At 65.0% G+C, this 24,240-nt stretch carries 25 protein-coding genes and 5 pseudogenes; 20 read left to right on the top strand and 10 right to left on the bottom strand.

Going from position 1 to position 24,240, the window contains the following annotated elements; genetic code table 11:
* Window positions 1–63 precede the first annotated feature (63 nt).
* A complete protein-coding gene (locus V5F63_RS25275) occupies window positions 64–570 on the bottom strand; it encodes an RES family NAD+ phosphorylase (RefSeq protein WP_011993078.1) in 507 nt (168 codons plus the stop codon).
* Between the two features lie 4 nt (window positions 571–574).
* Window positions 575–925, bottom strand: coding sequence for an antitoxin Xre/MbcA/ParS toxin-binding domain-containing protein (locus V5F63_RS25280; RefSeq protein ID WP_394103095.1), 351 nt, complete (start codon window positions 923–925; stop codon window positions 575–577).
* Between the two features lie 343 nt (window positions 926–1,268).
* Here V5F63_RS25280 and V5F63_RS25285 point away from each other — a divergent pair, with 343 nt between their 5' ends.
* The 13 genes and pseudogenes from V5F63_RS25285 to V5F63_RS25345 all read left to right on the top strand — a co-directional run.
* Window positions 1,269–2,948 carry a ParB N-terminal domain-containing protein gene (locus V5F63_RS25285; protein WP_348841958.1) on the top strand — a complete coding sequence of 560 codons (1,680 nt, stop codon included), beginning with the start codon at window positions 1,269–1,271 and terminating at the stop codon, window positions 2,946–2,948.
* 93 nt (window positions 2,949–3,041) lie between these two features.
* Window positions 3,042–3,518 carry a UCP036055 family protein gene (locus V5F63_RS25290; protein ID WP_394103096.1) on the top strand — a complete coding sequence of 159 codons (477 nt, stop codon included), beginning with the start codon at window positions 3,042–3,044 and terminating at the stop codon, window positions 3,516–3,518.
* Window positions 3,515–4,393, top strand: a complete 879-nt coding sequence (locus V5F63_RS25295) for a DUF7007 domain-containing protein (RefSeq protein ID WP_394103097.1) — start codon at window positions 3,515–3,517, stop codon at window positions 4,391–4,393. Before V5F63_RS25290 ends, V5F63_RS25295 begins: the two co-directional genes overlap by 4 nt.
* Window positions 4,394–4,402: 9 nt before the next feature.
* Window positions 4,403–4,594, top strand: a complete 192-nt coding sequence (locus tag V5F63_RS25300; RefSeq protein ID WP_348841960.1) for a hypothetical protein — start codon at window positions 4,403–4,405, stop codon at window positions 4,592–4,594.
* Window positions 4,591–4,866 carry a hypothetical protein gene (locus V5F63_RS25305; protein WP_348841961.1) on the top strand — a complete coding sequence of 92 codons (276 nt, stop codon included), beginning with the start codon at window positions 4,591–4,593 and terminating at the stop codon, window positions 4,864–4,866. The genes V5F63_RS25300 and V5F63_RS25305 overlap by 4 nt, the downstream gene beginning before the upstream one ends.
* On the top strand, window positions 4,863–5,114 hold the full coding sequence (locus tag V5F63_RS25310) for a hypothetical protein (protein ID WP_348841962.1): 252 nt from the start codon (window positions 4,863–4,865) through the stop codon (window positions 5,112–5,114). The genes V5F63_RS25305 and V5F63_RS25310 overlap by 4 nt, the downstream gene beginning before the upstream one ends.
* Before the next feature lie 90 nt (window positions 5,115–5,204).
* A complete protein-coding gene (locus tag V5F63_RS25315; RefSeq protein WP_348841963.1) occupies window positions 5,205–5,507 on the top strand; it encodes a DUF7673 family protein in 303 nt (100 codons plus the stop codon).
* Window positions 5,508–6,078: 571 nt separating this feature from the next.
* Window positions 6,079–6,666, top strand: coding sequence for a hypothetical protein (locus tag V5F63_RS25320; RefSeq protein WP_394103098.1), 588 nt, complete (start codon window positions 6,079–6,081; stop codon window positions 6,664–6,666).
* 349 nt (window positions 6,667–7,015) lie between these two features.
* Window positions 7,016–7,645: pseudogene (locus tag V5F63_RS25325) on the top strand (ArdC family protein); the annotation flags it as partial.
* Window positions 7,646–7,761: 116 nt separating this feature from the next.
* Window positions 7,762–8,973 carry a tyrosine-type recombinase/integrase gene (locus V5F63_RS25330; RefSeq protein WP_394103099.1) on the top strand — a complete coding sequence of 404 codons (1,212 nt, stop codon included), beginning with the start codon at window positions 7,762–7,764 and terminating at the stop codon, window positions 8,971–8,973.
* A pseudogene (locus V5F63_RS25335) lies at window positions 8,970–9,909 on the top strand (tyrosine-type recombinase/integrase). The gene V5F63_RS25330 and the pseudogene V5F63_RS25335 overlap by 4 nt, the downstream one beginning before the upstream one ends.
* Window positions 9,906–10,896 (top strand): annotated as a pseudogene (locus V5F63_RS25340) (tyrosine-type recombinase/integrase). Before V5F63_RS25335 ends, V5F63_RS25340 begins: the two co-directional pseudogenes overlap by 4 nt.
* A 113-nt stretch (window positions 10,897–11,009) precedes the next feature.
* A pseudogene (locus V5F63_RS25345) lies at window positions 11,010–11,360 on the top strand (zincin-like metallopeptidase domain-containing protein); the annotation flags it as partial.
* On the opposite strand, the gene V5F63_RS25350 reads toward V5F63_RS25345, so the two are convergent.
* On the bottom strand, window positions 11,306–12,244 hold the full coding sequence (locus V5F63_RS25350; RefSeq protein WP_509210844.1) for a tyrosine-type recombinase/integrase: 939 nt from the start codon (window positions 12,242–12,244) through the stop codon (window positions 11,306–11,308). The pseudogene V5F63_RS25345 and the gene V5F63_RS25350 overlap by 55 nt on opposite strands.
* Before the next feature lie 162 nt (window positions 12,245–12,406).
* Between V5F63_RS25350 and istA the strand changes: the two genes are divergently transcribed.
* Both istA and istB read left to right on the top strand, forming a co-directional pair.
* Entirely contained in the window at window positions 12,407–13,918 is a 1,512-nt protein-coding gene (gene istA / locus V5F63_RS25355; protein ID WP_425590893.1) for an IS21 family transposase, read from the top strand.
* Complete coding sequence (gene istB, locus V5F63_RS25360) at window positions 13,915–14,754, top strand: IS21-like element helper ATPase IstB (RefSeq protein WP_394103213.1); 840 nt, start codon at window positions 13,915–13,917, stop codon at window positions 14,752–14,754. The genes istA and istB overlap by 4 nt, the downstream gene beginning before the upstream one ends.
* A 101-nt stretch (window positions 14,755–14,855) precedes the next feature.
* On the opposite strand, the pseudogene V5F63_RS25365 reads toward istB, so the two are convergent.
* The 4 genes and pseudogenes from V5F63_RS25365 to V5F63_RS25380 form a co-directional block, all read right to left on the bottom strand.
* A pseudogene (locus tag V5F63_RS25365) lies at window positions 14,856–14,966 on the bottom strand (integrase); the annotation flags it as partial.
* Window positions 14,963–16,327 carry a tyrosine-type recombinase/integrase gene (locus tag V5F63_RS25370; RefSeq protein WP_394103184.1) on the bottom strand — a complete coding sequence of 455 codons (1,365 nt, stop codon included), beginning with the start codon at window positions 16,325–16,327 and terminating at the stop codon, window positions 14,963–14,965. The pseudogene V5F63_RS25365 and the gene V5F63_RS25370, both read right to left, overlap by 4 nt.
* On the bottom strand, window positions 16,324–17,556 hold the full coding sequence (locus tag V5F63_RS25375; RefSeq protein ID WP_394103183.1) for a site-specific integrase: 1,233 nt from the start codon (window positions 17,554–17,556) through the stop codon (window positions 16,324–16,326). Before V5F63_RS25375 ends, V5F63_RS25370 begins: the two co-directional genes overlap by 4 nt.
* 93 nt (window positions 17,557–17,649) lie before the next feature.
* A complete protein-coding gene (locus V5F63_RS25380) occupies window positions 17,650–17,856 on the bottom strand; it encodes a hypothetical protein (protein WP_445329499.1) in 207 nt (68 codons plus the stop codon).
* A 921-nt stretch (window positions 17,857–18,777) separates the two neighbouring features.
* On the opposite strand from V5F63_RS25380, the gene V5F63_RS25385 reads away from it, so the two are divergent.
* Entirely contained in the window at window positions 18,778–19,092 is a 315-nt protein-coding gene (locus tag V5F63_RS25385; protein WP_011993091.1) for a DUF736 domain-containing protein, read from the top strand.
* Between the two features lie 275 nt (window positions 19,093–19,367).
* On the opposite strand, the gene V5F63_RS25390 is transcribed toward V5F63_RS25385, so the two are convergent.
* On the bottom strand, window positions 19,368–20,447 hold the full coding sequence (locus V5F63_RS25390) for an IS630 family transposase (RefSeq protein WP_394103182.1): 1,080 nt from the start codon (window positions 20,445–20,447) through the stop codon (window positions 19,368–19,370).
* Window positions 20,448–20,785: 338 nt separating this feature from the next.
* Here V5F63_RS25390 and V5F63_RS25395 point away from each other — a divergent pair, with 338 nt between their 5' ends.
* From V5F63_RS25395 to V5F63_RS25405, 3 genes are all read left to right on the top strand, one after another.
* Complete coding sequence (locus tag V5F63_RS25395) at window positions 20,786–20,950, top strand: hypothetical protein (RefSeq protein WP_011993093.1); 165 nt, start codon at window positions 20,786–20,788, stop codon at window positions 20,948–20,950.
* Window positions 20,951–21,081: 131 nt separating this feature from the next.
* A complete protein-coding gene (locus V5F63_RS25400; protein WP_011993094.1) occupies window positions 21,082–21,351 on the top strand; it encodes a type II toxin-antitoxin system prevent-host-death family antitoxin in 270 nt (89 codons plus the stop codon).
* On the top strand, window positions 21,348–21,761 hold the full coding sequence (locus tag V5F63_RS25405; RefSeq protein ID WP_394103181.1) for a hypothetical protein: 414 nt from the start codon (window positions 21,348–21,350) through the stop codon (window positions 21,759–21,761). The genes V5F63_RS25400 and V5F63_RS25405 overlap by 4 nt, the downstream gene beginning before the upstream one ends.
* On the opposite strand, the gene V5F63_RS25410 is transcribed toward V5F63_RS25405, so the two are convergent.
* Complete coding sequence (locus tag V5F63_RS25410; protein ID WP_509210845.1) at window positions 21,745–21,951, bottom strand: WGR domain-containing protein; 207 nt, start codon at window positions 21,949–21,951, stop codon at window positions 21,745–21,747. The two genes, V5F63_RS25405 and V5F63_RS25410, sit on opposite strands and share 17 nt — an antisense overlap.
* A gap of 145 nt (window positions 21,952–22,096) precedes the next feature.
* Window positions 22,097–23,293 carry a DUF1173 domain-containing protein gene (locus tag V5F63_RS25415; RefSeq protein ID WP_394103180.1) on the bottom strand — a complete coding sequence of 399 codons (1,197 nt, stop codon included), beginning with the start codon at window positions 23,291–23,293 and terminating at the stop codon, window positions 22,097–22,099.
* 501 nt (window positions 23,294–23,794) lie between these two features.
* Between V5F63_RS25415 and V5F63_RS25420 the strand changes: the two genes are divergently transcribed.
* On the top strand, window positions 23,795–23,983 hold the full coding sequence (locus tag V5F63_RS25420) for a hypothetical protein (protein ID WP_041578070.1): 189 nt from the start codon (window positions 23,795–23,797) through the stop codon (window positions 23,981–23,983).
* Window positions 23,984–24,240 lie beyond the last annotated feature (257 nt).

Consider the following 24,240-nt stretch of genomic DNA (forward strand, 5'->3'; position numbering starts at 1 on the left):
AAGAAAACGCGTAGACTCAATAACCTAGAGCCTTTCACCGATTCAGTGAAACGGGGAAATGCTCTAGGACCGTTCTCGCGACAAGCGGTTCTCATCGTCGATCAGAACGAGACGAGATGGGGCACTGTCGCCCCATCTCCAGAGCACGAGGTTCAAATCCTCAGCAGTCGCGCCGGCCGCAAAGCTCCTGACGAGCAGGCCGTTATGGCCGGCGGCAATGAGCCGCCGGGCAAAGGTCTGCGTTCGCGCTTCCCCGCTCGCCTTCATCTGGTCGCGCCATGTGCTGTCGGCGAGTGCCGCGGCGTCCATGCCCTTTGCCTCGAGCGCCTCATCATCCCGGCAATCGAATATGCCATCGATCTCCGCGTCGTAGGAGACGAGCGTGGTCGGCTGGAGGTTGCCGACCTGATTGGCTTCGCGCAGCGCCGTCATCACCGATAATGACGCATAGAGCGCGGCCAGGCCCTTCGGGTTGAACCGTCCACCATAGAGTTCGGCTCCTCGCCCGGACAATGGCTCGCGTGCGTAGACTGGATTCAGCGCTCGATAGAGCTTTCCCCGATACTGCACGTTGTCAGGCGTGCACGCCGGCGTCGACCGCGTCGACATAGTCGAGCACGTCATCCACTCGGCCGTTGCGCACGAGCTGCATGGCTGTCTGGCCGGAGAAGCCGGGCAGGGGCTCCGACCGGTACCAAGCATATGCCATCAAGGTCGAACCGAAGCGCGGCTCGACCTTGTTGATCACCTCGACCATCTCGCGCAGCCGGCGTTGGGTCTTGTCCGACCGGATGCGATCCTTGCGCTGGACGGCATCCTTGCCCAGCCCCGCCGTGCGGGCGACTTCCTCGCTGGTGGTTCGGAACGCAACCGCGATCTTCCGGGGGGCGAGGAAGCCGTTATCCGCATATTGCTCCAACCCCATGCGAGCCTCCTATTGTCCAAATGACGCTAATTCTGACGGAATATAGCGTCATCATGGCCGGCATTCAAGGCGCGATATGGGGGAGGAAAGGAGAGGCATTCAGGAAAAATCCGGTTCGCCGATCGGCCGAACCGGCGACGCTGACGCTCAACCGCGGCCTGCGCGATCCCCGGCCACGGCGTCCTGCGCAGGGCTTATAGCCCCGCTTGGCCGGCCGGGCAGGGATGCTCGGCCGCAGTTGCACCGGCCCGCCCGCTCCGCGGGCCGGGGGAGGTCTTCGAGAGGAAGACAAAGGAAGGACCCGCGAAAGACGGCGTCCGAAATCCCCACAAGGAGCATCCCGATGCATCTCATCAAGGTCGATCCGCGCGCGCTGCGGGAGAATCCTGACAAGACCCGCCTGACCAAGTCCACGGCGCAGGCCGATGCCCTGCTGCTGGCGACGATCAAGGCCGTCGGCATCGTCCAGCCGCCGGTCGTCGCGCCGCAAACTGACGGCGGCAATGGCTTCATCATTGATCGTGGCCACCGTCGCGTGCGCCAGGCCATCGCGGCCGGGCTCGAGGAGATCGAGGTCCTCGTCGACGAAGCCGCCAACGACAATGGCGCGATGCGCTCGATGGTCGAAAACATCGCCCGTGAGCCGCTGAACCCGGTCGACCAGTGGCGCGCCATCGAGCGCCTCGTCGCGCTCGGCTGGACCGAGGAGGCGATCGGCGTCGCGCTTGCCTTGCCGATCCGCCAGATTAAGAAGCTGCGGCTCCTCGCCAACGTGCTTCCCGCCATGCTCGACCACATGGCGAAGGGCGACATGCCGAACGAGAAGCAGCTGCGCACGATCGCCGCCGCCTCGTTGGAGGAGCAGAAGGAGGTCTGGAAGAAGCACAAGCCGTCCAAGGCCGATCCGCAGGTCGCCTGGTACAACGTCGCGAACGGGCTGGAAAGGACCCGGATGTACGCGAAGGACGCCAGCTTCGACGATGAGCTCGCCAAGGCCTACGGCATCGCCTGGGTCGAGGACCTGTTCGCCTCGGCCGACGAGGACAGCCGCTACACCACGGATGTCGAGGCCTTCCTCGGGGCGCAGCAGGAATGGATGGCGAACCACCTGCCCAAGCGCGGCGTCATCGTCGAGGCCGACACCTGGGGCCGCGCGAAGTTGCCCCCCAAAGCCGAGCAGGTCTACGGCCGGCCCGGCAAGTCGGACCACGCGGCCATGTATCTCGATCGCGAGGGCAAGGTACAGACGGTCCACTACCGTATGCCCGAGCCGAAGAAGGCAAAGGGCAAGGACGAGCCGACCAACGGCGCCGCTGGCGACGACGGCATCGTGGCCACGAAGCCGCGCCCGGACGTGACCCGTAGGGGCATCGAAATGGTTGGCGACTTCCGGACCGATGCGCTGCACGAGGCGCTCGCCCGCGCGCCGATCGAGGATGACACGCTGCTGGCGCTGCTCGTCCTCGCCTTCGCCGGCCGCAATATCTCTATCGCCTCCGGCGCCTCGGGCGACGTCTATGGCTACGCCCGGATGGACCGCCATGCCGCACGACTGGTCGGCAATGATGGCAAGCTCGAGTTCGACCGCGAGACGCTGCAGCAGGTGGCGCGCGGCGTCCTCATCGATGTGCTGTCGTGCCGCGAGAACCGCACCGACTCCGGCATCGTCGCGCGCGTCGCCGGCGATGCCATCGGCGCCGACGGCTTCCTTCCGAACATGGGCACGGAGGAATTCCTCTCGTGCCTGTCCCGCGCCGCGCTCGAAGGCTCGTGCACGGACACCCCGGTCCTGCCGCGCCAGAAGGTGAAGGACACCCGCGCCGCTCTCGTCGAGCACTTCAAGGACGAGCGGTTCGTTCATCCGTCGGCGCAGTTCGCGCCCGACGCGATGAAGCTCGCGAGCTGGCTGGTGAAGCACGAGGCGAGCGAGGACGACGATCTCGACGAGGGGTCGGCCGAGCCGGACGCCATTGAGCCGGCCGAGGTGCCCGACGACGAGGCCTACAGCGTCGCGGCCGAATAGCCGGCGCACATCATCGCAACGCGAATTCCATCCCGCCGCCGGCTCTGCCGGCGGCGCTTTCGTTTCCACGCATGCGCAATCACGGAGGACACCATGTCCGCGCACACGATCTATGGCAATGCGCCGATCGGCGCCCTCGTCGCCTGGTCCGACGGAACGCCGCGCCCGCCCGAGCGCTTTACCAGGAAGCTGTCCGCCTGGCAGACCCACAACAGCAAGGGCCGCCTGATCCAGAAGCAAGGGGAGCGCGGGATCGGCAGCGTCGGCCTGTCCGCCAGCTTCACCCTGCACGAGGCGGACTTCGGCGCCGGAGGCGTCATCGCCATCCGCGTCCACCGGACGTTCTCGCTCGACTCGAAGCTGGACTTCACGGTTCTCGAGCGTCCGGCCATCGGGTCGGTGCGGATCTTCGACCGCGCCGGCGTCGGCGGCGAGCTCGTCCATCTCGCTGCGCATCGGCAGGCTGCCGAAGAATGGCTCTCGCGCCATGGCTATCCGCGCGCCGTGCTCGAGGAGGTGACGGCCGATGAGGTCGGCGCCGATATCGTCGAGGGGAGGGCGGTGGCATGACGATGCTCGTATCTCCGAACAAAGCTGCGGATGCCACCACCGGATTCCCGGAGGTGGCGTTCGGCCGCAGCACCGAGGGTTTTGCCGTCGCCCGCGTCGCCGATACCACTTTCGCCATGCTGCCCGCCCGCGACGGGCGTCATTATCTGGCGAGCGGCTGGCGCATCGGTCATCCTATGGAGCAATGGACGCGCGCCGATTTCCACAGTCATTCCGGCGAGCTTGCCGACGAAGGCGCTTTCCGGGTCAAGGTCGTGGAGAACGCCGAGCATCAGCGCGAGAAGCGCGCGCTCGGCCGCCGCGAGATCCGCTCGATGGCCAGCACGCCTTGGGGGCCGTCGCAGGGCGCGACCCTCTACGCGGAGGATGTCGTGTTCCATTCCACGGCTGGCCATGGAGGCATCCACCTCTCGGCGGCGCGCAACCGCATGGTCCATCCCATGCTCCGCGCCGTGGGCGGCTGGTACGAGGAAGATGAAGCCTGGGCGATCGTCGCGATCACCTTCCCGCACCTGTTCACCCCCTTCGAGCGGCGCTGCGCCGAGCGGACGATCAAGGACAGCTGGCCGGAGGCATGGGAGAAGATCTTCGGGACCGTTCTCGCCCCCGGAGAATCCCGCGAGAAGGATCGCCGGTCCTTCGAGCAGCAGCACGCCGGCGACTGGATCGTGATCTCGGCGATCACCTCCGACCACGAGAAGGGCTTCGTCGAGGTCGTCGCCACGATGGGCGGCCGACGTGGTCCTGGCACGGAGGAGCGCCGGTTCCTCGTTCCGGCGGAGGAATACCGCGTCGGTCGCTTCGGCTTCGTCATCGATGAGGATCGCCACCCGATCTATTCCGGCCCGTCGAGCTTCGTTGGCTGGAACGGATAGGAGGCGGCGATGCCCTGGAAGATCATCGCCTCCGCCTTCGGCTGGAAGGCCGCCCGTGACGACGATGAGGATCTCCTCGTCGTCTGGCATCCCAGGCTGCGCCGGCACTATAACGGCGCCGACGCCTGGAAGCAGGCCGTCCTCCTCTCGATCCGGGCGCCGTCGGCGCGCCCGATACTCCGTAGGGAGGGCCGGCCATGACGACGTACCTGGTCGCCGTTCATCTGCTGGTCGAGGCGGGGCCGGAGCCGCGCGCCGCCATCGACGCGTCTCTTCATGACATCCTCAGCGATGCCATGCGGCAGAATGCCGGCGGGCACTCCCCGCTGGTCGACTGGGCGGTCGCCGGCGCGGATCTCGCATCCTCGATCATTCCGGTCACGTTGTCCGCCTCCTATGCACCGGACACCACCCCGTTTCCGGCATGGCCGGCGGCATGTTCGAGGCGCCGCGCCCGGGGGAGTTCGTCATGACACCCCCGGGCGGACCGGCGCCGGCCGCGAGGATACGAGCCGCCTGCTCTGAGGCCCGCAGCCATCTTGCCCGGATCGAGCGACAGATCGAGCACCGTGCCGAACGGAGAACCATCACCGCAAAGGCGAAAGCCCGATCATCGAGGCGGCATCAGGCCGGGTGGTCGCCGGCGGATGAACGGCTCTTCCGCGAGCTTGTCGAACTCCTCACCTTCGAGCGCCGCGGCGACATCGAGGCGCTCTCGTGAAAACCCGCCGGCAGGAGCGCTCGGTTGCAGCGTTGAGCGTGCAAGGAGATCGAGCTTGAGCTAACCTTCCGCAGCCACAGGGACACCATCATGGACGAGACGACGCGCGCCGCGTTCGAGCGGCTCCTGACCATCGCCCGCAGCGACACCGGGCAGTCGCGCCGCGTCGCCGGCTTCATCCTCGCCTGGTGGAACGCCATGGATCTTGGCGGCTTCGACATCGCGGACCTCTTCGCCGTCGACGAGGCCATCGCCCATGACATGGCGACGGTCTTTGCCTATGTCGCCGGCCGACCTGTGGCGGAATATCCCGAGGCCTATCGGGCGGAGATCGAGGACGTCATCCGGCAGTGGCGGCCGGACGTGTGGGCGAAGGCAACCGAAGCGGTCTGAGGTCCAGCTCCACGCTGTCTCCAGCCAAGGCTTCGTCGGCGGCAGTGGATTCGCGCCTCTTCTCGCATTCACCCGTTGTCGACCGTCTCGACGATCACCGCGTAGCTCTCCCCAAGATTGCTGTCGTGAACCGCAGCGGCTTTCGGGGATGTGGAGCTGCGCGCCGGCACGCCGTTCGATCTCTAAGCCTGCACCTTGTCGCGGCCGAAGGGGAGAGGCGGACCGTGGCGGCGGGTCATGTCGGCTTTCCCATGTCGGTTTCGCGGCCTGCGAACAGGTCCCCTGCTGGTCATCCCGTCGGGTTTTGCAGCGGTCGTAAACCGGCGGCCGGCCGCTTCAAGGCCGCGTTCCGCGCCGCGTGGCGGCCGGACCCGTCAGGCTCGGCAAAGCGGACCCGCGTCCCGCGCGAGGGCTGAAAGCCCTGCTTGTCCGCAGGCCCGCTTCGCTCGCCTCGCCGTCTCCGGACCCTGAAGCGCCCGCCTGTCGCCGGTTTTTCGCGACCGCACCCGAAGGGAAGACCGGCAAGGGCCGGTCCGTTCCCGACGGTGAAACCGAAGGAAAGGAATTTCACATGACCAAGACCGCTCGCGCTCCCCGCCAGTCCGCCCGCGTCGTCCCGCTCCGTAAGGGCACCACGCTCGAAATGGTCCGGCTGGCGTGTCCGGACGCCCACCAGACCATCCTCATTTCCGAAAGCTTCGGACTTCCGGTTCTCGACAGCGACGGCATCCGGGAGCTCCACCAGCGGCTGATCGTCGAGACGGCCGAGAGCCTGGGCGAGGGTCTCAGCGAACGGGCGATGCAGATCCATCTCCAGCGCATCGTCGGCGCCTATGTCGGATCGGCCCACGGAGCCGGCCAGTTCTATTCCCGCGCGGTCACCGAAGCCCGCGACGCCACCGCCAAGCTCGCCAACGACATCCGTGACGAGGATATCGACGGCCCGGTCGGGTTCTCGAGCTCTGCCCAGCGCAAGCGCGAATTCGCGGCCGACATGGGGCTTCAGGCCCATGCGCTCCGCATGGCGGCGGAGGGTGCCGTCGCGGCCTACGAGCAGGTCGTCGGCGAGCGCTGGAAGCCCTTCGAGCGGCCGGTCGAGAATGCCGGCCAGAGCGTCGACCGCAAGGCGGCCGAGCTCCAGATGGCGGCTCTCGGCTGAGCCGCCCGGGCGGAGCTGAGGCTCCGCCCTTCTCAACTGTCGCCCGGAAACAGGCCGGTCCCTCGCGGGGCTGGCCTGTTCGCATGTTTCCTCGAAACCTTCCTCGATCGCCAAAGGAGGAAAGTGGGACCGGGAGGCGGTCCCGCCGAGCGTGCCCCGTCCCGGATGGAGGTCCTGCCGGGGCCGGCGGACAGCGCAACGGCTTCGCCGTCCTCCACGTCGTTGCGGCCCGTCGCGCCTCGCCCCGCGGGCGAGCGCCTCCGGGTGCGCGGGGTCGCCTGTTCCCCGGCTTTCGGACCCCGTGACAGGGCCGCGATCGGCGCGGCCTCCTCGACGGAGGTTCAGCAAAATGAGCAGGAAAGAGGAAAAGGAGCGTGGCGATATCTACGCGCGGATCACCGAGCGGATCGTCGCCGATCTCGAACAAGGTGTGCGGCCGTGGGTCCGGCCATGGAGTGCGGCCCATGCGACCAGCCGTATCACCAGGCCGCTGCGCCACAACGGCGAGCCGTACACTGGCATGAATGTGCTGCTGCTGTGGTCGGAGGGCATGGCGCGGGGTTTCGTCTCGTCGACCTGGATGACCTTCAAGCAGGCGGTTGAGCTGGGCGGGCATGTTCGCAAGGGTGAATCGGGCTCGATCGTCATCTACGCCAGCCGGTTCACGAAGACCGAAACGGACGCGCACGGCGGAGAGGTGGAGCGAGACATCCCGTTCCTGAAGACCTACAGCGTCTTCAATGTCGAGCAGATCGAGGGCCTGCCGGACCACTTCCATCGCCCTCCGGGGCCCGTCCTCGATCCGATCGAGCGGATCGAGCATGCCGATCGATTCTTCGCCAATACCGGTGCCGTGATCCGGCACGGCGGCACGGCGGCATTCTATTCGCCGTCGACCGACCACATCCAGATGCCGCCGTTCGAGACGTTTCGCGACGCGGCTTCCTACGTGGCCGTTCTGAGCCATGAATCGGTGCATAATGCCGTGATCCGGATTATGCCGCACATCGTCGAGAGCGCGTGATTGGCAGCATGATGGCGCCGGGCGCATTCGGCATAATCTTCGTCGCTCCAACAACGTGGAGCACGAAGAACATGTCTGAACATCTGCAAACCTGTGTCGAACCGTACCTGGACTCGTTCACTGCAAGTCTGGCCGTCGCCGACTACAAGGCGCCCACCATCAAGAACTATCGGTCGATCATCAGGAGGCTCGGCCGGGTGATGAACGCGGAAGGGATAGAGCCTTCCGCATTGACGCCTGACCAGGCCGAACGGCTGGGCCGGATGGTGCCGCGGAAGCATGGTCAGACCGTCCGCCCGCACAATCTTGCGCGCCGGTTCGCCGGGCATCTGATCGATATCGGCGTAGCACGGCCGGCGCCGCTGACCGAAGCGCAGATCGCGCGCACCGCATTGCTGGCGAGCTTCGAGACCTATCTCATCAAGCAGCGGGGCCTCAGCCAGCGAACGATCTATCATACACTGCGCTTCGCCAACCGGTTCCTCGATTATCGCTTCGGCGAGACGATGATCGATCCGGCATGCTTGCGTCCCGCCGATGCGATCGGGTTTATCGAACACGTGCTGGCAGGCGCACGTCGCGACAAGACGATTGCGACCCATGTTCGCATCTTCCTCCAGTACCTGTTCGGATGCGGGGCGACGTCGACCAATCTGGCGCTGAGCCTGCCGAGGACGGCGAGGCGATGGGGCGCACGACTGCCTCGTCATCTGTCGCCGGATGGCGTCGAGGCGGTGCTGGCTTGCGTACGCGACAATCCACGGCACGGCGCGCGGGACTATGCGATGCTGCTGCTCATGGCCCGGCTCGGCCTACGCGCGCTCGAGGTCATGGCGATCCAGCTCGACGATGTCGATTGGCGCGCGGGCGAACTCACGGTGCGCGGCAAGGGTAAGCTGCACGACCGATTGCCGATCACGGTGGAGATCGGCGACGCGCTGAGCCGCTATCTTCGTGAGGAGCGAGGACCCGCGACCTGCCGTACGATGTTCGTCACCCATCGGGCGCCGCATCGGCCGTTCAAGGATAGCCAGATCGTCAACGATATCCTCAAGGAGGCCTTGAAGGCAACCGGCCAGAAGCCGGCGACGCCCTATGTGGGATCGCACCTGCTGCGTCATAGCCTTGCAACCCAGTTGGTGAACGCGGGTGCCTCGCTCGAAGAGGTCGGTGACGTGTTGCGGCACCGCTCGCGCACATCGACGATGATATATGCTCGGCTCGACCTCGATGGGCTGCGGACGATAGCGCAACCCTGGCCGGTGGTGGGAGGCGTGCAATGACCCTCACCACCCAACTGGGCTGCTATCTAAGCGTCCGGCGCAGCCTCGGCTACGACCTTGGCACCGCCGAGCGCATCCTTCGCCGCTTCACCCGGTTCGCCGACCGAGAGGGCGCCGTTCATATCGACACCGCGCTGTTCCTGCGTTGGCACGCCACGCTGGCCGAGGCCTGTACCTCGACCCGAGGGACGAGGCTCACCGTCGTGCGCCTGTTCGCACAGTGGTTGAGCAGCTTCGACTCAGGCCATGAAGTACCGCCGCGAGGCCTGCTGCCAAGTGCAGTCGCGCGGTCGCGACCGTACATCTACAGTGATGCCGAGATCGCAGCGATCATCGCGGCGGCCAAGGTGCTCCCGTCCATCTATGGCCTACGCGGGTTGACCAGTTCGACATTGTTCGGGCTCATCGCGGTCACAGGCCTGCGGATCAGCGAGGCGTTAGCGCTCGACCGTGACGACCTCGACATCGTCAATGGCGTGCTGCGCGTCCGACAAGGCAAGCTCGGCAAAGAGCGGTTGCTGCCGCTCGATCCGAGCGTCGTCACGCACCTGATCGACTATCTTGCCGAACGCGACCGGCTGATCGGCCATCCCGCCATGCCACTGTTCGTTACCGACAAGGCCTCGCGCCTCACCGACTGCTCTGCCCGATACAACTTCGCGCGGGCCTGCCAGGAGATCGGACTGCGGGCCCATCAGCCATACTGCAAGCATGGCCGGGGACCGCGCATCCACGATCTTCGGCACAGCTTCGCGGTGAAGACGATGATCGGCTGGTACCGCACCGGCGAAGACCCGGCGCGAGATGATCCGGCTGACGACCTACCTGGGCCATAGTAGTCCCTCCAACACGTACTGGTATCTGGAAGCGGTCCCCGAGTTGCTCGATCTGGCGATGGAGCGGGCGAGCGCTGATGACGCGGAGGCAGACCGATGAGCGGCGCTGCCTTGCCCGCGCTGATCCAGCGCTTCTTCACCGACCGGCTGTGCGTCCAGATGGAAGCAAGCCGCCATACTGTCGCCGGCTATCGCGATACGTTCAGGCTGCTACTGCGGTATGCGAGTGCCCGGCACGGCAAGGCGCCGGTCAAGTTGACGATCGAGGATATCGATGCCGATCTGGTCGCCGACTTCCTCGTCCACACCGAGACTGCGCGAGGCAACAGCGCGCGAAGCCGCAACACTCGGCTCGCCGCGATCCGATCGTTTCTTCCGCTACGTCGCCATGAGCGATCCGACATGGCTGCTGCATTGTCAGCGCATCCTTGCCATGCCCAACAAGCGCTATGTGAGGCGTGCGGTGACGTTCCTCGACGGCGAAGAGATCGCGGCGTTACTGGCGGCGCCGGACCGCACGACATGGACCGGACGGCGTGACCATGCGCTGCTCCTGCTCGCAGTGCAGACTGGTCTGCGGGCTTCCGAACTGGTCGGCCTCAAGTGCGGTGACGTGGTGTTCGGAACCGGTACCCACATCCGCTGCATGGGTAAGGGGCGGAAGGAACGTGCCACACCGCTTCGCCGCGAGACGGCAAAACTTCTGGCGGCGTGGATCGGCAACAACAAGGACGACAGACCGCTGTTCCCCTCGCTCCGGGGCGAGCCGTTGAGCCGCGACGCGCTCGAACACCTGGTCCGCAAGCACTGCCTGACGGCATCGCGCGCGTGCCCGAGCATCGGTTCCAAGCGGATCACGCCGCATACGCTTCGCCACAGTACGGCGATGGACCTGCTCCATCACGGCGTCGATCCAGCCGTGATCGCACTTTGGCTTGGTCACGAGAACGTCGAGACCACCCAGATCTACATCCACGCCGACATGAGGTTGAAGGAGAAGGCGCTCGCCCGCGTTGCAGCCCCAGCCACCCCGTCGAGCCGCTTCCGGCCCGACGACCAGCTCCTTGCGTTCCTCGAAGGGCTCTGATTATGCCGAGCTGACGCATGGCCAATGCCAGAGAAACCAGTCTCCGGCGGGCGCCATGCGGCATAATCCGGATCACGGCATTATGCACCTTATGCCGATATCGGCATAAGGTGCACTGGACGGCGGATCCCCGCCGCGTCGGCCGCGATCTCAGCCGCTACGCGAAGGATCGCAGCGAGAGGGCGCGCGAAGAGCTGGTGGCGGAAATCGGCTCGGCGCTCCTCTGCGCCGATCTCGGCATCGTCCCGGAGCTGGAGCCCAGACCCGACCACGCTGCCTATCTGGGAAGCTGGCTCAGCTTATGCTCTCCTCTTCATAACTTGAGTTATCCGCAGCAGCCCATAATGCGAAGGAACGTGACCAGATTGGCTGAAGTCCGCGGTTTCTGGCCACATTCCTCCGCATTATTTCAGAGCGTGTCGAGCCAGGCGAGAACGCTCGTATCGCGTTTCCACGAGGGCTGACGACCGGGTGTTTTGGGAACGCCGACCTGCTCCAATGCCTTGCGCTTTGTTTCGAGGTTGGCTCTGGCATAGTGGTTCGTCGTATCGAGGCTCACGTGACCGAGCCAGCTACGGATAACCGTGACGTCGACGCCTGCCGATATGAGGTGCACGGCGGTTGCGTGCCGGAAGGCGTGGGGCGTCACATGCTTATCGCGGAGTGTTGGCGTGGTCTCGGCCGCCGCCCTTACATAGGCGGCAAGCTTGAACCGGACCCCCGAGGCGCTGAGCGGTTCGCCATAGCGGTTGACGAACAACCGCTGGTCTGGCGCCCGCGGTCGCCGTTCGAGCAGCTTCTTCAACAGCATCACGGTTTCCGGCCAGAGTGGGCAGATACGTTCTTTTCGACCCTTGCCGGTCAGGCGCACGCAGCTTGGGCTTTCGAACCGGATCGCATCGGGGCACAGATCGAGCGCTTCCTGTATTCGCGCGCCGCTGTTGTAGAGGAACGAGAGCAAGGCGTGATCGCGCATGCCTTCGAGTGTCGAACGGTCCGGCTGAGCCAGGATCGCCGTCACTTCCGCTGGGTCCAGATAACAGGGTTCCGATATTGGCCCTCGCTTTACCGGAATGTTGAGGATTTCAACACACTGCGCGATCGATCCGGGATCCCTGGTCGCAACGAAGTTGAAGAAGCTGCGTATCGCTGCAAGCCGGCAGTTGCGCGTGCCGATCGTGCCACCGCGTTCGTGTTCGGCGTGACCGAGGAACGCAATGACCTCTCCGGCGGTCAGATCGACCAATGTGATCATCGCCACCTTCTTCCCTGCGCGCTGTGCGGTGAACCGGAGGAACAGCCGCCAGGCTGCGACGCGGCAATCAGCATGAGAACGCGCGACAATCAAGGTGAGAAAGTCTTCTGACGCTTGCGGCGCAGGGAGGGCGTAGCCCGACCGGAGGCGCAAGCGTCAGAAGACTTGGCCTGAGCTCCCGCCGGGAGCGCGGGCCGACTGTTGATCGTGACCGGCTGGAGGATTGGATGGATCTCTTCGTGAAGGGATCCGCCATTGCCCGGCCGCCATGTCACCGATCACCAGATGAGGCTCTACATGACATTCCGACAGACAGACGGCCCCGCGGTCTCGGCCGCGAAGGCGTCGATCAGCACAGCCACCGCCTATCGCTTCGAGCAGGATCACCGACCGCCCTCGGCCAAGGCGGAGCCACGCGGGCGTCGGCGCCCTGATCCTCTCGTCTCGTTCTTCGACGCCGAGGTGGTGCCGATGCTGTCCGCGGCGCCGGAGTTGCGCGCGGTGGCCATCTTTGAAGAGATGCAAAGGCGCCATCCCGACCTGCCCGACGGCACGCGGCGCACGCTGGAGCGCCGGATCCGCTCGTGGCGGGCCCTGCATGGTGCGAACCAGGAGGTGATTTTCCGCCAAATCCATGAGCCCGGCCGGATGGGACTGTCGGATTTCACCGACATGGCCGATCTGGCCGTGACCATCGCAGGCGTTCGGCTTGACCATCGGCTCTATCATTTCCGCCTCGCCTACTCCGGTTTCGCGCATGCCCATGTCATTCTCGGCGGCGAAAGCTATGTGGCGCTGGCGGAAGGATTGCAGAATGCGCTGTGGGCCCTGGGTGGTGCGCCGCACGAGCATCGCTCCGACAGCCTCTCGGCGGCGTTTCGCAACCTCGACAGCGACGCGCGCGAGGACCTGACCCGGCGCTATGACGCGCTGTGCCTACATTACGGGATGGAACCGACCCGCAACAACCGCGGTGTCGCGCATGAGAACGGGTCGATCGAAGGTCCGCACGGCCATCTCAAGAAGGCGGTGGAGGATGCGCTGCTGATGCGCGGCACCCGCGACTTCGTCGATCTCGCTGGCTATCGCCTCTTCATCGACGAGATCGTCAGCCGCAAGAACGCCCATCACGCCAAGCGTATCGCCGCCGAGCGAATTGTTCTGCAACAGCTGCCCGGCCACCGGACCTGCGCCCATGAGGAGACGATCGTCACCGTCACCTCCTCGGGCGGATTCACGCTCAAGAAGGTTTTCTACACGGTGCCGTCACGGTTGATCGGCCATCGCCTGCGGGTCCGGCTGTATGATGATCGCCTCGAATTGTTCATCGGCGCCACCTTGCTGATGACGCTGGCGCGCGGTCGCGCCGCCACCACCGGCAAGCACGCCCATGTCGTCGACTATCGCCATGTGATCCATGCCCTGCGGCGCAAGCCGATGGCGCTGCTCAATCTCGTCTACCGTGACCAGTTGTTCCCCCGCGACGCCTATCGCCTGACCTTCGACCGGCTGCTCGAACAACTCCCGGACAAAGCGGCGTGCCGCCTGATGGTGGATCTTCTGGCACTCGCCCATGACCGCGGCTGCGAGGCGGATCTCGCAGCGCAGCTTACCGACGATCTCGCGGCGGTTCGACTGCCCGACATCGCCGCCCTGCGCACCCGCTTCGCGCCAGATCCCGCCTCGCTGCCCGAGGTCGTTGTCCATCTCATGCCGCTGATCGCCTATGAGGCCCTGCTTGGCACCGACATCGGAGAAGCAGCATGACCCACAACATCGACCGGGCCCGACTCATGCTGATGCTCAACGATCTCCGCCTGCCCGCAATCAAGCAGAATTGGCCGGATTTTGCCGAACGGGCGGACAAGGAGGGCTGGCCTGCCGCACGCTTCCTCGCGGCCCTCGCCGAACACGAGATCGCCGAACGCGACCGCCGCCGCTTGGCACGCCATCTTGCCGAGGCCCAGTTGCTGCCGGGAAAGACCCTCGACAGCTTCGACTTCGACGTGGTGCCGATGATCTCCAAGGCGCACGTGAGGGCGATCTGTGCCGGTGACAGCTGGATCGACAAAGGCGCCAATCTGATTCTTATCGGCGGACCTGGCGGCGGCAAGACGCATCTGGCCTCCGCCGTCGGTCTGGCGCTGGTGGAAAACGGCTGGCGCGTGCTGTTCACCCGCACGTCCGACCTGGTGCAGAGACTTCAGGTGGCGCGGCGCGAACTGGCATTGGAGGCGGCCATCGCCAGACTGGATCGATTCGATCTGCTGATCCTCGATGACCTCGCCTATGTCAGCAAGGATCAGGCGGAGACCTCCGTCCTGTTCGAGTTGATCAGCGCCCGATACGAACGCCGCTCCACCCTGATCACCGCCAATCAGCCATTCGGGGCCTGGGGCAAGGTCTTCCCGGATCCCGCCATGACGCTGGCCGCAGTTGATCGCCTCGTCCATCACGCCACGATCTTCGAAATCAACGTCGACAGCTACCGCCGTCGTGCCGCACTCGAACGCAAGAAAAAAGGCGCCGGACGGCCGCAGAGCTACGCGACAATCAACGATCTCGAAGCCGTGTCGCTGCCCGACAATCAAAACGAAACTTAGCGCTTGTCAGCGACAATCAGACCGAACAACATCGTTCCCGTTGCGGTCACAGTTTCTCATCCTGATTGACGCATTTTCTCACGCAGATTGTCGCGCCATAGCCAGGCATCGCGATACGACCGCACCGTATGGATGGAGGCATTGCGCTGCTCGACCAGCCATTCGTAGAAGAACGCGCGCATCAGGTGTGGGAACCGATTGTTCCTGGTCATGGCCGCACCTCCGGCCCGATGTTGAGGCATGGCGCGCCCAGCACGCGGAACCGCTCATTGGCTTGGTGAAGAAGGTCCTGCGTGACGGTGATGTAGACCAGGGTCGAGTTGATGTCCCGATGGCCAAGATAGGTTGCGAGGAACGGCAGACGATCCTGTGGGTTGATGCCCGCCTCGTACCATTCGAGGATCCGGTTCACGACCATCGAATGCCGCAGGTCGTGCAGGCGAGGTCCTGTTCGCCCCCGAGGCGGTTTCAGCCCGGCACGGCGTATGACCTCAACGAGCAGCCAGGCGACAGCCTGCTTTGAGTAGCGGTCACAACGCTGTTCGTGCCAGAACAGGCCGGAGCGCGGATCAAGGGACCCGCCGGCGCAGCGGCGCGTTTCGGTATATGATCGAAGCTCGACCATCACGCTGTCGGGCAGCGGCAGTATCCTGGTCTTGTAGAACTTGGTCTGCCGGATCGTGATCGTGCCGGCTTGGAAGTCAACGTCACCCAAATCGAGCCGGGCCAGTTCGCTTCGCCGCAGACCCGCGCAATAGGCGAGCAGCAGCATGGTGTAGATGCTCAACGGGCGAAGCGGCGCCCGTGGCGAGGGGTAAGAGCGGGCGATGTCGAGCATACGCCGCACGTCGGCCGGCGTGTAAATATGCGGTTTGCGCCATTGCCTGGCCACTTCCTTTTCCGGGCGCGGGTCAGGTCGGCGGGGCGGGATTGATGGATCCTGATGGCGGAGGATTTTCGCAAGCACCCGCTTCAGCTTTTCGCACTCGTTCGGATGATTGCGCGTGGTCTTGGCCGCGGACCAGTGCTCGAGCATCACCCCGAGCGGCTGATCCTGAAGCGTCGGGTTTAGCTGCAGGAAGCGGTCGAACCGCGAGAGCCAGACCGTTTGCGCAATATATTTATAACCTCGGTTGCGCATCAGCGTGACGCGCTCGGCCATCATGTCGCCCAGCACGCTGCCGAATGGCCTGGGCTGGGATAGTTCGGCAAACGCGCTGTCCGGATCGCCGGAGGCGAGCGCCCGCCACACCGGCATGCACTGTTTGATATTGCATGCTTCACGCAGCACGGCGACGGGATTGCGTTCGATCGCTCCGGTTTCCTCAAGGTGATCGAGGAACCGATCGATAATCCGGGTTCGGTGCAGCCGCGTCGTCGACGCCCACCGGCCCGGGGATACATTCAGCCAGGCCACCAGCGTGGCCTTGTCGAGTTTGGCGTGGCGCTCGGCAACATCCTGGAAGATGTTGAGCGCCTGCCTGTAGTAGATGGAGCTATTCGTGGTGCGCAGGTTGAGGCCTGCAATGTACCGCGCGATCAACTTGCGCTCAGGGTCGGGCCAGATCGTCATGACCGCACCTCCTGTCCCGGCACGTCGAGCGCGATGGCCCGGAGATCTTCGGTGGCAAGCTTCAGATAGGGGGCCGTGGATTCGGCAGACCGATGCCCGAGCAGGTCGCCGATCACTTTCTGGGGCACAGCGGCGCGCAGCATTTCGACTGCACGTGCGTGACGGAAGATATGGGAACCGCTCTTGCCGGTCGGTTTAATTCCGGCATCCTTAAGTCGCCGCCGTACCATGTTGGCCAGCAAGCCGAGCTTGCGATAAGGCGCCCGTGTGCGGATGAAGATTTCGCGAGCACCGGTCACAGGCCGCCCCGCCTGCAGATAGGCGAGCACCGCTTCACCCACCGGCGCCATCAATGGAAGGAATGAGCAGGCCCGCGTCTTGGTGTGCCTGATGCGGATCGCTTCCGTGCGCCAGTCGATATCCCCGATCCGAAGATTGCAGATTTCGCCCGATCTCAGGCCATAGGTCGCGAGCAATTGCAGGATGGCGTGATCCCGCAGACCCACCGGCGTTTTGTCGGCCCCCGATGCCTGCAAAACCGCAGCGACCTGATCCGGCGTAAGGATCGAAGGCACACCCTCATAGGCATAGAGCAAGGGCGCGACGACGTGCGGCGACAAGTCGATCGCAGTGCGCCCCGTCCGATGGAGATAGCGCAGCATCGAACGAAGGCGCTCCGCCACATCCTTCACCGACTTGCGCGTTTGGTGAGGGCTGCGCGTGTCCATGTAGCAGTCGATGTCGCCCACGGTCATAGTCATCAGACTGTCGGGGCCAAGCCGATCGAGCTGCCAGGTCAGAAAGTTCCGCCCCTCCCACATCAACGCGTCGATGCTGGCCGAAGCGAGACCTCGCTCCTCACGCAGCCAGGTCTCGTACTCGTCGCAGATTGCAAAGCGCAACGCGTCAGCAGCACAGGTCGCCTTCGGCGCGGATGGCCACTGCCCCTGTGCGAGTCGCAGCAATGCATGGATTCCAGAACGCGGAATGGAGTGCCAATCCCGCGCCGGCGCCCGACCATGGCGTTTGCGGAACATCGCAATCGCATACTGCAGGTACTTAGATACCTGCTCTTCGGTCACATCCATGATCGGAAGGTCATGCTGGGCAAAGTAGTCGAGAAAACCATGTGCGTAGGCGCAGTAGTTCCCGATCACCACAGGGCTGTATCGTTGCTCGGTGAGTAAAATCCTGAGCTTTGAGATGGGTTCGTAATCAGCATTCGACATCATTGGTTCCTCTGCTTGTCAAAACGACAGCAAAGGTTCGACCGAAAATAATGCTGAGCAAATCCCTTCCGCGAAAGCTGGATCCCGCGGGTTTCAAGCAATGCAGCCGCGTTCCTTCACATTATGGGCTGCTGCGGATAACTCAGCGTCCTTTCCAACGACAAGCGGGCGATCTTCGCGGCCGCCGCCCATGCGCAGCGTGCCGTCGCCTATCTGCACGGCCTGCAGCCACAGGCCGAGACGGTGAAGGCGGCGTGATGTTCCGCGCACCAACCGTCGAAGGGGATGGCTATGCGCCATCCCCCATCCGGCTCCGCGTGCTCAGCCTCGGGGCCGGTGTCCAATCCACGACCCTGGCGCTGATGTCCGCACCGGCCTGCGCGGGATTCGCGGGGAGGTCTATCTCCATCGCTCCGCCGTTCCGCTCGACGAGGCCGATCTGTCGATCGAAGCCGATCACGGCCAGCTCGATCTTTGGCCCAACGAATGTGAGGGCATGTGTGGTGTCTGACGCTGGCGCGGCCGTCCGGGGTGAAAGGCTGAAGGCCCGCCTTGTGGTCGCCCTCGATGGGGCTCGCCGCCCGGCGGCGCCGGATCGCTGGTCCTGCTGCCCCCACCCTTCGAGGAGTAACGACGGTCGCTCGAGGAGTCGGACGTTGTGCTCGATAGGGACGTCGCGCGACCTCCTGGCGCGAACTTCCCGGACCCTATCCTGCCATATCGGTTGCGAGAGGAAGCACGGATGTCGGGTTGGCCTCGTGGGGAGGTTTATCGCGCTGGCGCGAGGGGCCTTGTCGTCGGCGAGGTCGTGAGCGGGCGCGGGCCGTCGCCGGAGCTGAACGGCCAAGGCAAACGCGTGCCTTCATTCCGGTTGTCTTCGCGACGGGCACACCCACCTGCGTCCTCGATGTAGCTGGTCTGACCGAAGGCCGATCTCGCTTCGCTCGTCTCGCTCTTATCCCCGCAACGGCCGGGAGCGGCTTTCTTCCCCTGCCGGGACCACCCCATTGCGCAAGCGCAACGGGGACCCCGGATCGCCGCCATTCCTTGCGTGACAAGAAAGCCGCTCCCTGCCGCCCTCCATTTCATTCCGGCCCAACGAGCCACCCCATTGCGCGAGCGCAACGGGGACCCCGGGGGTGCGGGTCGATCGCCTCCGGTCTGTCGACCGCCATCGAGGTCGCGGTGGGCGCGGCCCGAGAAAACCAAGGGAATGAGACAATGGCGACCATCGGCACCTTCACCACCACCACCAACGGCTTCGTTGGCTCCATCCGGACGCTCTCCCTCAACGTCAAGGCCAAGCTGGTCCGCGTCGAGAATCCGTCCGACAAGGGCCCCCACTTCCGCATCTTCGCCGGCGCGAATGTCGAGCTCGGCGCGGCCTGGCAGAAGACTGCCCGGGACACGGACCGCGACTACCTCTCCGTCAAGCTCGACGACCCTTCGTTCCCGGCCCCGATCTACGCCACCCTGATCGAGGTGGAAGGCGAGGAAGGCCTCCAGCTGATCTGGTCCCGGCCGAACCGGGACTGAGCCTCCGACCAGAAGGCCCCGCCGCAAGGCGGGGCCTTCAGCCTTTTTGGTAGCGAACGGCCGCAGCCAGGAGGACACACATGACCATCACCACAAATCTCACAGGCGCAAAGGTCCACCGTAGTGACGACATCGCGGTCTGGCCTGACGGAACATGGGCCGAGATCGGCGATGTTTTGGAGCGGCGAATACACCTTCATGTCGGATGACTACGAAGTGGTTCCGATCAAGGATCACGCTCGCCTGGATGCCCTCGGCATCGTCGACGAGGTGCTCTAGTGGATTGACTCCAACGTCTGATGCCCTCTTGCGGCTGCGGCGATGATAGCGTCGGGGTCGGCTTTCCAGCGGAAGGGCCTCGGTTCGAGGTTATGCTCGGTGAGATATCGGTTGATGGCGGCCTGAAGGTCGACGACGCCGAGGAAGGCGCCACGCCGGAGCCTTCGTTTGGTCAGGGCGGCGAAAAAGCCTTCGACAGCGTTGAGCCAGGAGGCGCTGGTCGGGGTGAAGTGGAAGGTGACGCGCGGGTGGCGGGCGAGCCAGGCGATCACCTTCGGATGCTTGTGGGCGGCATAGTTGTCGAGGATCACGTGCATGGCTTTCGTGGCCGGGACGGTTTTCTCCACGGCGTTGAGGAAGCGGATGAACTCCTGATGGCGATGGCGCTGCATGCATCGGCCCACCACCTTGCCGTCCAACACGTCGGGGGCGGCAAACAGCGTCGTCGTGCCGTGGCGCTTGTAGTCGTGCGTCATGGTGCCGAGCCGGCCGCGCTTCAGCGGCAGGCCCGGCTGGGTGCGGTCGAGCGCCTGGATCTGGCTCTTCTCGTCGATGGACAGGACCACGGCATGAGCGGGCGGATCGAGATAGAGCCCGACGATGTCGCGGACCTTGGCCGCGAAAGCCGGATCGTTCGAGAGCTTGAAGGTGCGGATGCGATGCGGCTGCAGCCCATGCGAGCGCCAGACGCGCTGGACATAAGACAGGCTGACGCCGGCCGCCTTCGCCATGGCCCGCCCGGTCCACTGGGTCGTCTCGCCCGGCGGCTCGGCGAGCGTCAGGGCGACGATCCGCTCCCCCACCTCGGGGCCGAACGGCGCGATGCGCGGGGGGCGGGTCTTGTCGCGGAAGAGCCCGTCGGCGCCGTCGCTGGCGAAGCGCTCCTGCCAGCGCCAGACGGCGGTCTTGCTCTTGCCGGTCCGACGCATGACGGCGTTCGTGCCGAGCCCGTCCGCCGTCGCCAGCACGATGGCGGCGCGCCAGACGTGCTTCTGAGGGCTGTTGCGGTCCGCGACAATGGCTTCAAGCCGGGCGCGGTCCGCGGCGGTCACGGTGATGATGATCCCTGGGCGCATCGCCCAGACTCGCACGCCAGCAACCAGAACGGAATCCCCATCGGGATTCTTCCGTCGCCTTCAATCCACTAGCCGGCTCTCACGGTGTCGCAACCGGAAGCAGGCATCGAACCTGCTTCCGGCTTGTCGGGTGCACAACCGGGAGCGGGGATGGCTGCTCAGATCGTCCCAGGATGCCATGGCGGCCCGAAGGCCTCAAGGACGAGCGGTTCCCCCAAAATGCTGGCGCATTTCGGCTCCCCCACTCGCCGGCTCCGGCGGTCGCTTCGCGCTCCTTGATCCCTCCGGCCCGCCATGACCGCCGGTGTCGTCTTTCACCAACATCAAGGAGACGACCAATGTCGATCGATCAGTACATCGAGGAACTGCGCGCCGAGCTGCGGAACGCCGTCGACGCCGTGGAGCGCCGCGAGATCGAGGCCGAGCTGGAGATGGCTCTCGCGGAGCGCGAACTCATCTGGGCCGAACTGGAGGGCCTGCTCAGCGGCGAGCCTCCCTTCTAGGGAGCTTTCGCCATGTCGCGCCGTCCAGGGCGCCACGCCTGGTCGGCGACGGCGCTTCGGACGGCTCGGCGTTGCACAAATGCGGTCAATGCTGTATATGACAGCAAGGGCAGCAAATACAGGAGATCGCCATGCCGCGTTCAGGTGGGTCCTATTCCACGAGCGAATTGTCCCGGAAGTCCGGCGATATCATCGCCGAGGCGCTGCGCCGGCCGGTGATGATCACCCAGCGCAACAAGCCGCGCCTCGTGCTCCTCAACATTGAAGACTATGAGCGGCTGATGCGCCAGTCGGACGCTCGTTCAGCGGGGACCATCGAGACGATGCCCGACGGCCTTCTCGCAGAGTTCGAGAATGCCGTCGACGCCTACGCGCGGGAGGATGAGGCCGGAAAGCCATGAGCTTCGACGACATCCAGACCGCGACTGTCATCCGCTATCCCAATCTCTGGGCGCGGCAGGCTCGTGCCGGCGAGACTGAGGGCCGCAAGGATCGGCCCGTCGCCGTCGGCGTGCGCATCGTCCGGCCGGACGGCGATCTCGTGCTCTTCTTTCCGATCACCACCAAGGAGCCGGAAGCATCGCGGTTCTTTGCCGAGATCCCGGCCATCGAAAGGCTCCGTGCCGGGCTGGATGCCGATCTGCGCCTCTGGCTCATCCTCGACGAATTCAACACCGATCTTGTCGGTAGGTCCTTCTATCTCGAACCCGAGCCGCCCATCGGCCGATTCAGCAAGGCGTTCTTCCTGCCGCTGCTGCGCCGGTTCATCGCCCGCCGGCAAGCCTTCACCGAGGTCAGCCGTTTCCGTTGACGCCGGCGTCGCCATAGCCGCGACGTCGTTTCGTCCGGGCGAGGCGCGAGAACGCGCCTTCAGCCTGTTCCGGCTGATCGAAGGTCTCCATCATCGACTGGCCGTTCGTGCCGATCCGGCCCCAGTTGCGGATGACCGTCGCCCCGCCGAACAGCGTCGGCTGGAGGGAGAGCGTATAAAACGGGCGCATGTTCCGTGCGGGATCGATGCGGCGGAGATGCAATGGGCCTGGTGCCGTTCTTTCCATGGAGCGAGTCTCGCGTCCCAGGGAAAGGACGTCCAACGACTTCCATGAATCGATCCCGCGGGACCGATTCATTCCCGTGATGACCGCCTCAAGGCAAGGGCGGCATCTCGCCGTCCGCCGTCCGCCAGATCCAGGCCGCCATCTCCGGTCGCGCCTCGATCATTTCCGCGAGCCCGCGGTCGTACTTTTCGCCAGCGCTCGCCGGCACGATGTACATCGCCACGGGCGATGGCCGCTGCTCCGGTAGCGTGACGCACACGAGCGGCTGGTCGCGGCTGAGATTGAACCGCAACCCCTTCACGCTCTTGCGCAGCATTCCCGCCAAGCGGGAGAGCAGGCGAAATTCATCGACGCTCTCGAAGGGAATCCAGTTTTCGGTCACCACTATCAGGGCGATCTCGTCGATAAACGAGACGCCCGCGCTGGAAATGCCGAACGTCGCGATGGCGATGAGGTGGGCGTTCGCGTTTGCTTCCCAAAGCTCCAGCTCGGTCTCGTAGCGCTTGCCCAGGCGACGCCAGGCGGCGTCCTCCAGCGTCAGCGAAAAATCCGGCAGGTGCCTGATGACAACCTTCCGGCCGGTGCGGGCCTCGGGGAATTCCTTGACCTCTCCCACCAGAAGCATGAGCTTTCGTGGTCCGCCGCCCACGGCGGTCTGGAGACCCGAAAGCGCGGTGGCGCGCCGCGCCGCGATCGCGGCCTTGTCCTCGGCATGGAACACCTCCGGCACGAAGAGGATGTCACCGAGCGGGCCTGCCCGGGTCTCCATCTGTTTCGCGGCGTTCATGAGGCTCGCCCGGACCTTGCCCCAACCGCGCTTGCGGGCCCAGAGCGACGTCCACTCCGTCAGCTCACCGGCCTCCCACAGATAGTGCAGCACCGCGCGCAGCGAGAGTTTCTTGGTCTCATTGCGCACCGTGTCGGACGGCTCGGACGCGGCTGCCGATGCCGTGCGGCTGCCACGCTTCGTCAGCGAGAAATCCAGCTTGAGGACCGCGGCGCCGGTCGCTGCGTCGATCTGGATTGCATTGCCGATGAGGGGCCCGAGGCCGGAAAGCTCGTAGGGTGGTTCGTAGGAGGGGCAGGACGGCGCATGGTCGCGTCCCGACAGGGGCATACGCTTGACCAGCAGGTCCCCATCGACCCGTGCGATGTACATCGCGATGGGCTTTTCGCTGCACAGGCAGAGGGGCCGCTGTTTGCGCTCGTAGGCTTGGGCGAGGGCGGATTGAAGCTCCGGCGTGTCCTCGTTGAAGGTCCCCTCGGCAATCCTGAACTGCCGCATGACGGTCGCCTGCCTCATTTAACGGCCTGATATGAAGCAGTATAGGGGCTGTCCATGTTCCGATAAACCCTGAACGGCCAACCTCCATCGTCGAGACCATGAGGACTTGACGACGCTTTGCGCTGGGCGCATCCGGCAAGCCGGACCGGGCTCTATTCCGCCGGGTACCCTGGCTCCACGAAGCCCGCCAGGCGGTCTTCGCGCCTTGCGGCGTAACGATCCCTTGCGCGGGCCTGGTCCCTCCGGCGCGTCACAAGGGCGTCGGAGGGCTGAACCGGTTGACTCCATTGGTGCAGCCTGCCTGCCGGCAGGAGCTGCGCGCGCCAATGCCCAGCGTCCCGAAAGACCCGTGTCTGCTCAGAATGCCCAGTGTGCCATGGCGGGCGGACACGCCTCAAAACCGCGCGGCCCCTCCGATTTTCCCGCTGCGCAGGAAAATCGGTTCCTCCGCGCGCCAGCAAGCTGGCCGCTGACGCGGGTTTTGACCCGTGCCCACCCGCCATGACCGCCGTCGTCATCTTTCACAAGAACATCGAGGAGATGACGATGACGCTGGAACACCACATCGAGGAACTGCGCGCCGAGCTGCGGAACGCCGTCGATGCCGGCGAGCGCCACCAGATCGAAGCCGAGCTTGAGGCGGCCCGCGCCCAACTCGCCCGCCGGATCGCCGAGGAGGAGCTGCCGTGAGGCAGCTCTTTCCCTTCATGGCAAAAGCCGGAGCAGCCGGATCGACCGTCTGCTCCAGCTGGCCGCGGCGCGGCCATGGGCACGTTGCCGTCATGGAATGACGGCAACGTGCCAGATTGAATCGCCGCCGATGCCGTCGTCGACGGCAATCGATCGTCCTGCGGCGAACGAAGGGCGGATTTCGTGGTGGTGGGCAACCTTGTGAAATGGCGCCACGAAACAAGCGTTTGTCGCGCGATGACAGCTGGTTGATGACG

The sequence above is a fragment of the Xanthobacter wiegelii genome, from assembly GCF_043193855.2.
Classification (GTDB): Bacteria; Pseudomonadota; Alphaproteobacteria; order Rhizobiales; family Xanthobacteraceae; genus Xanthobacter; species Xanthobacter flavus_A.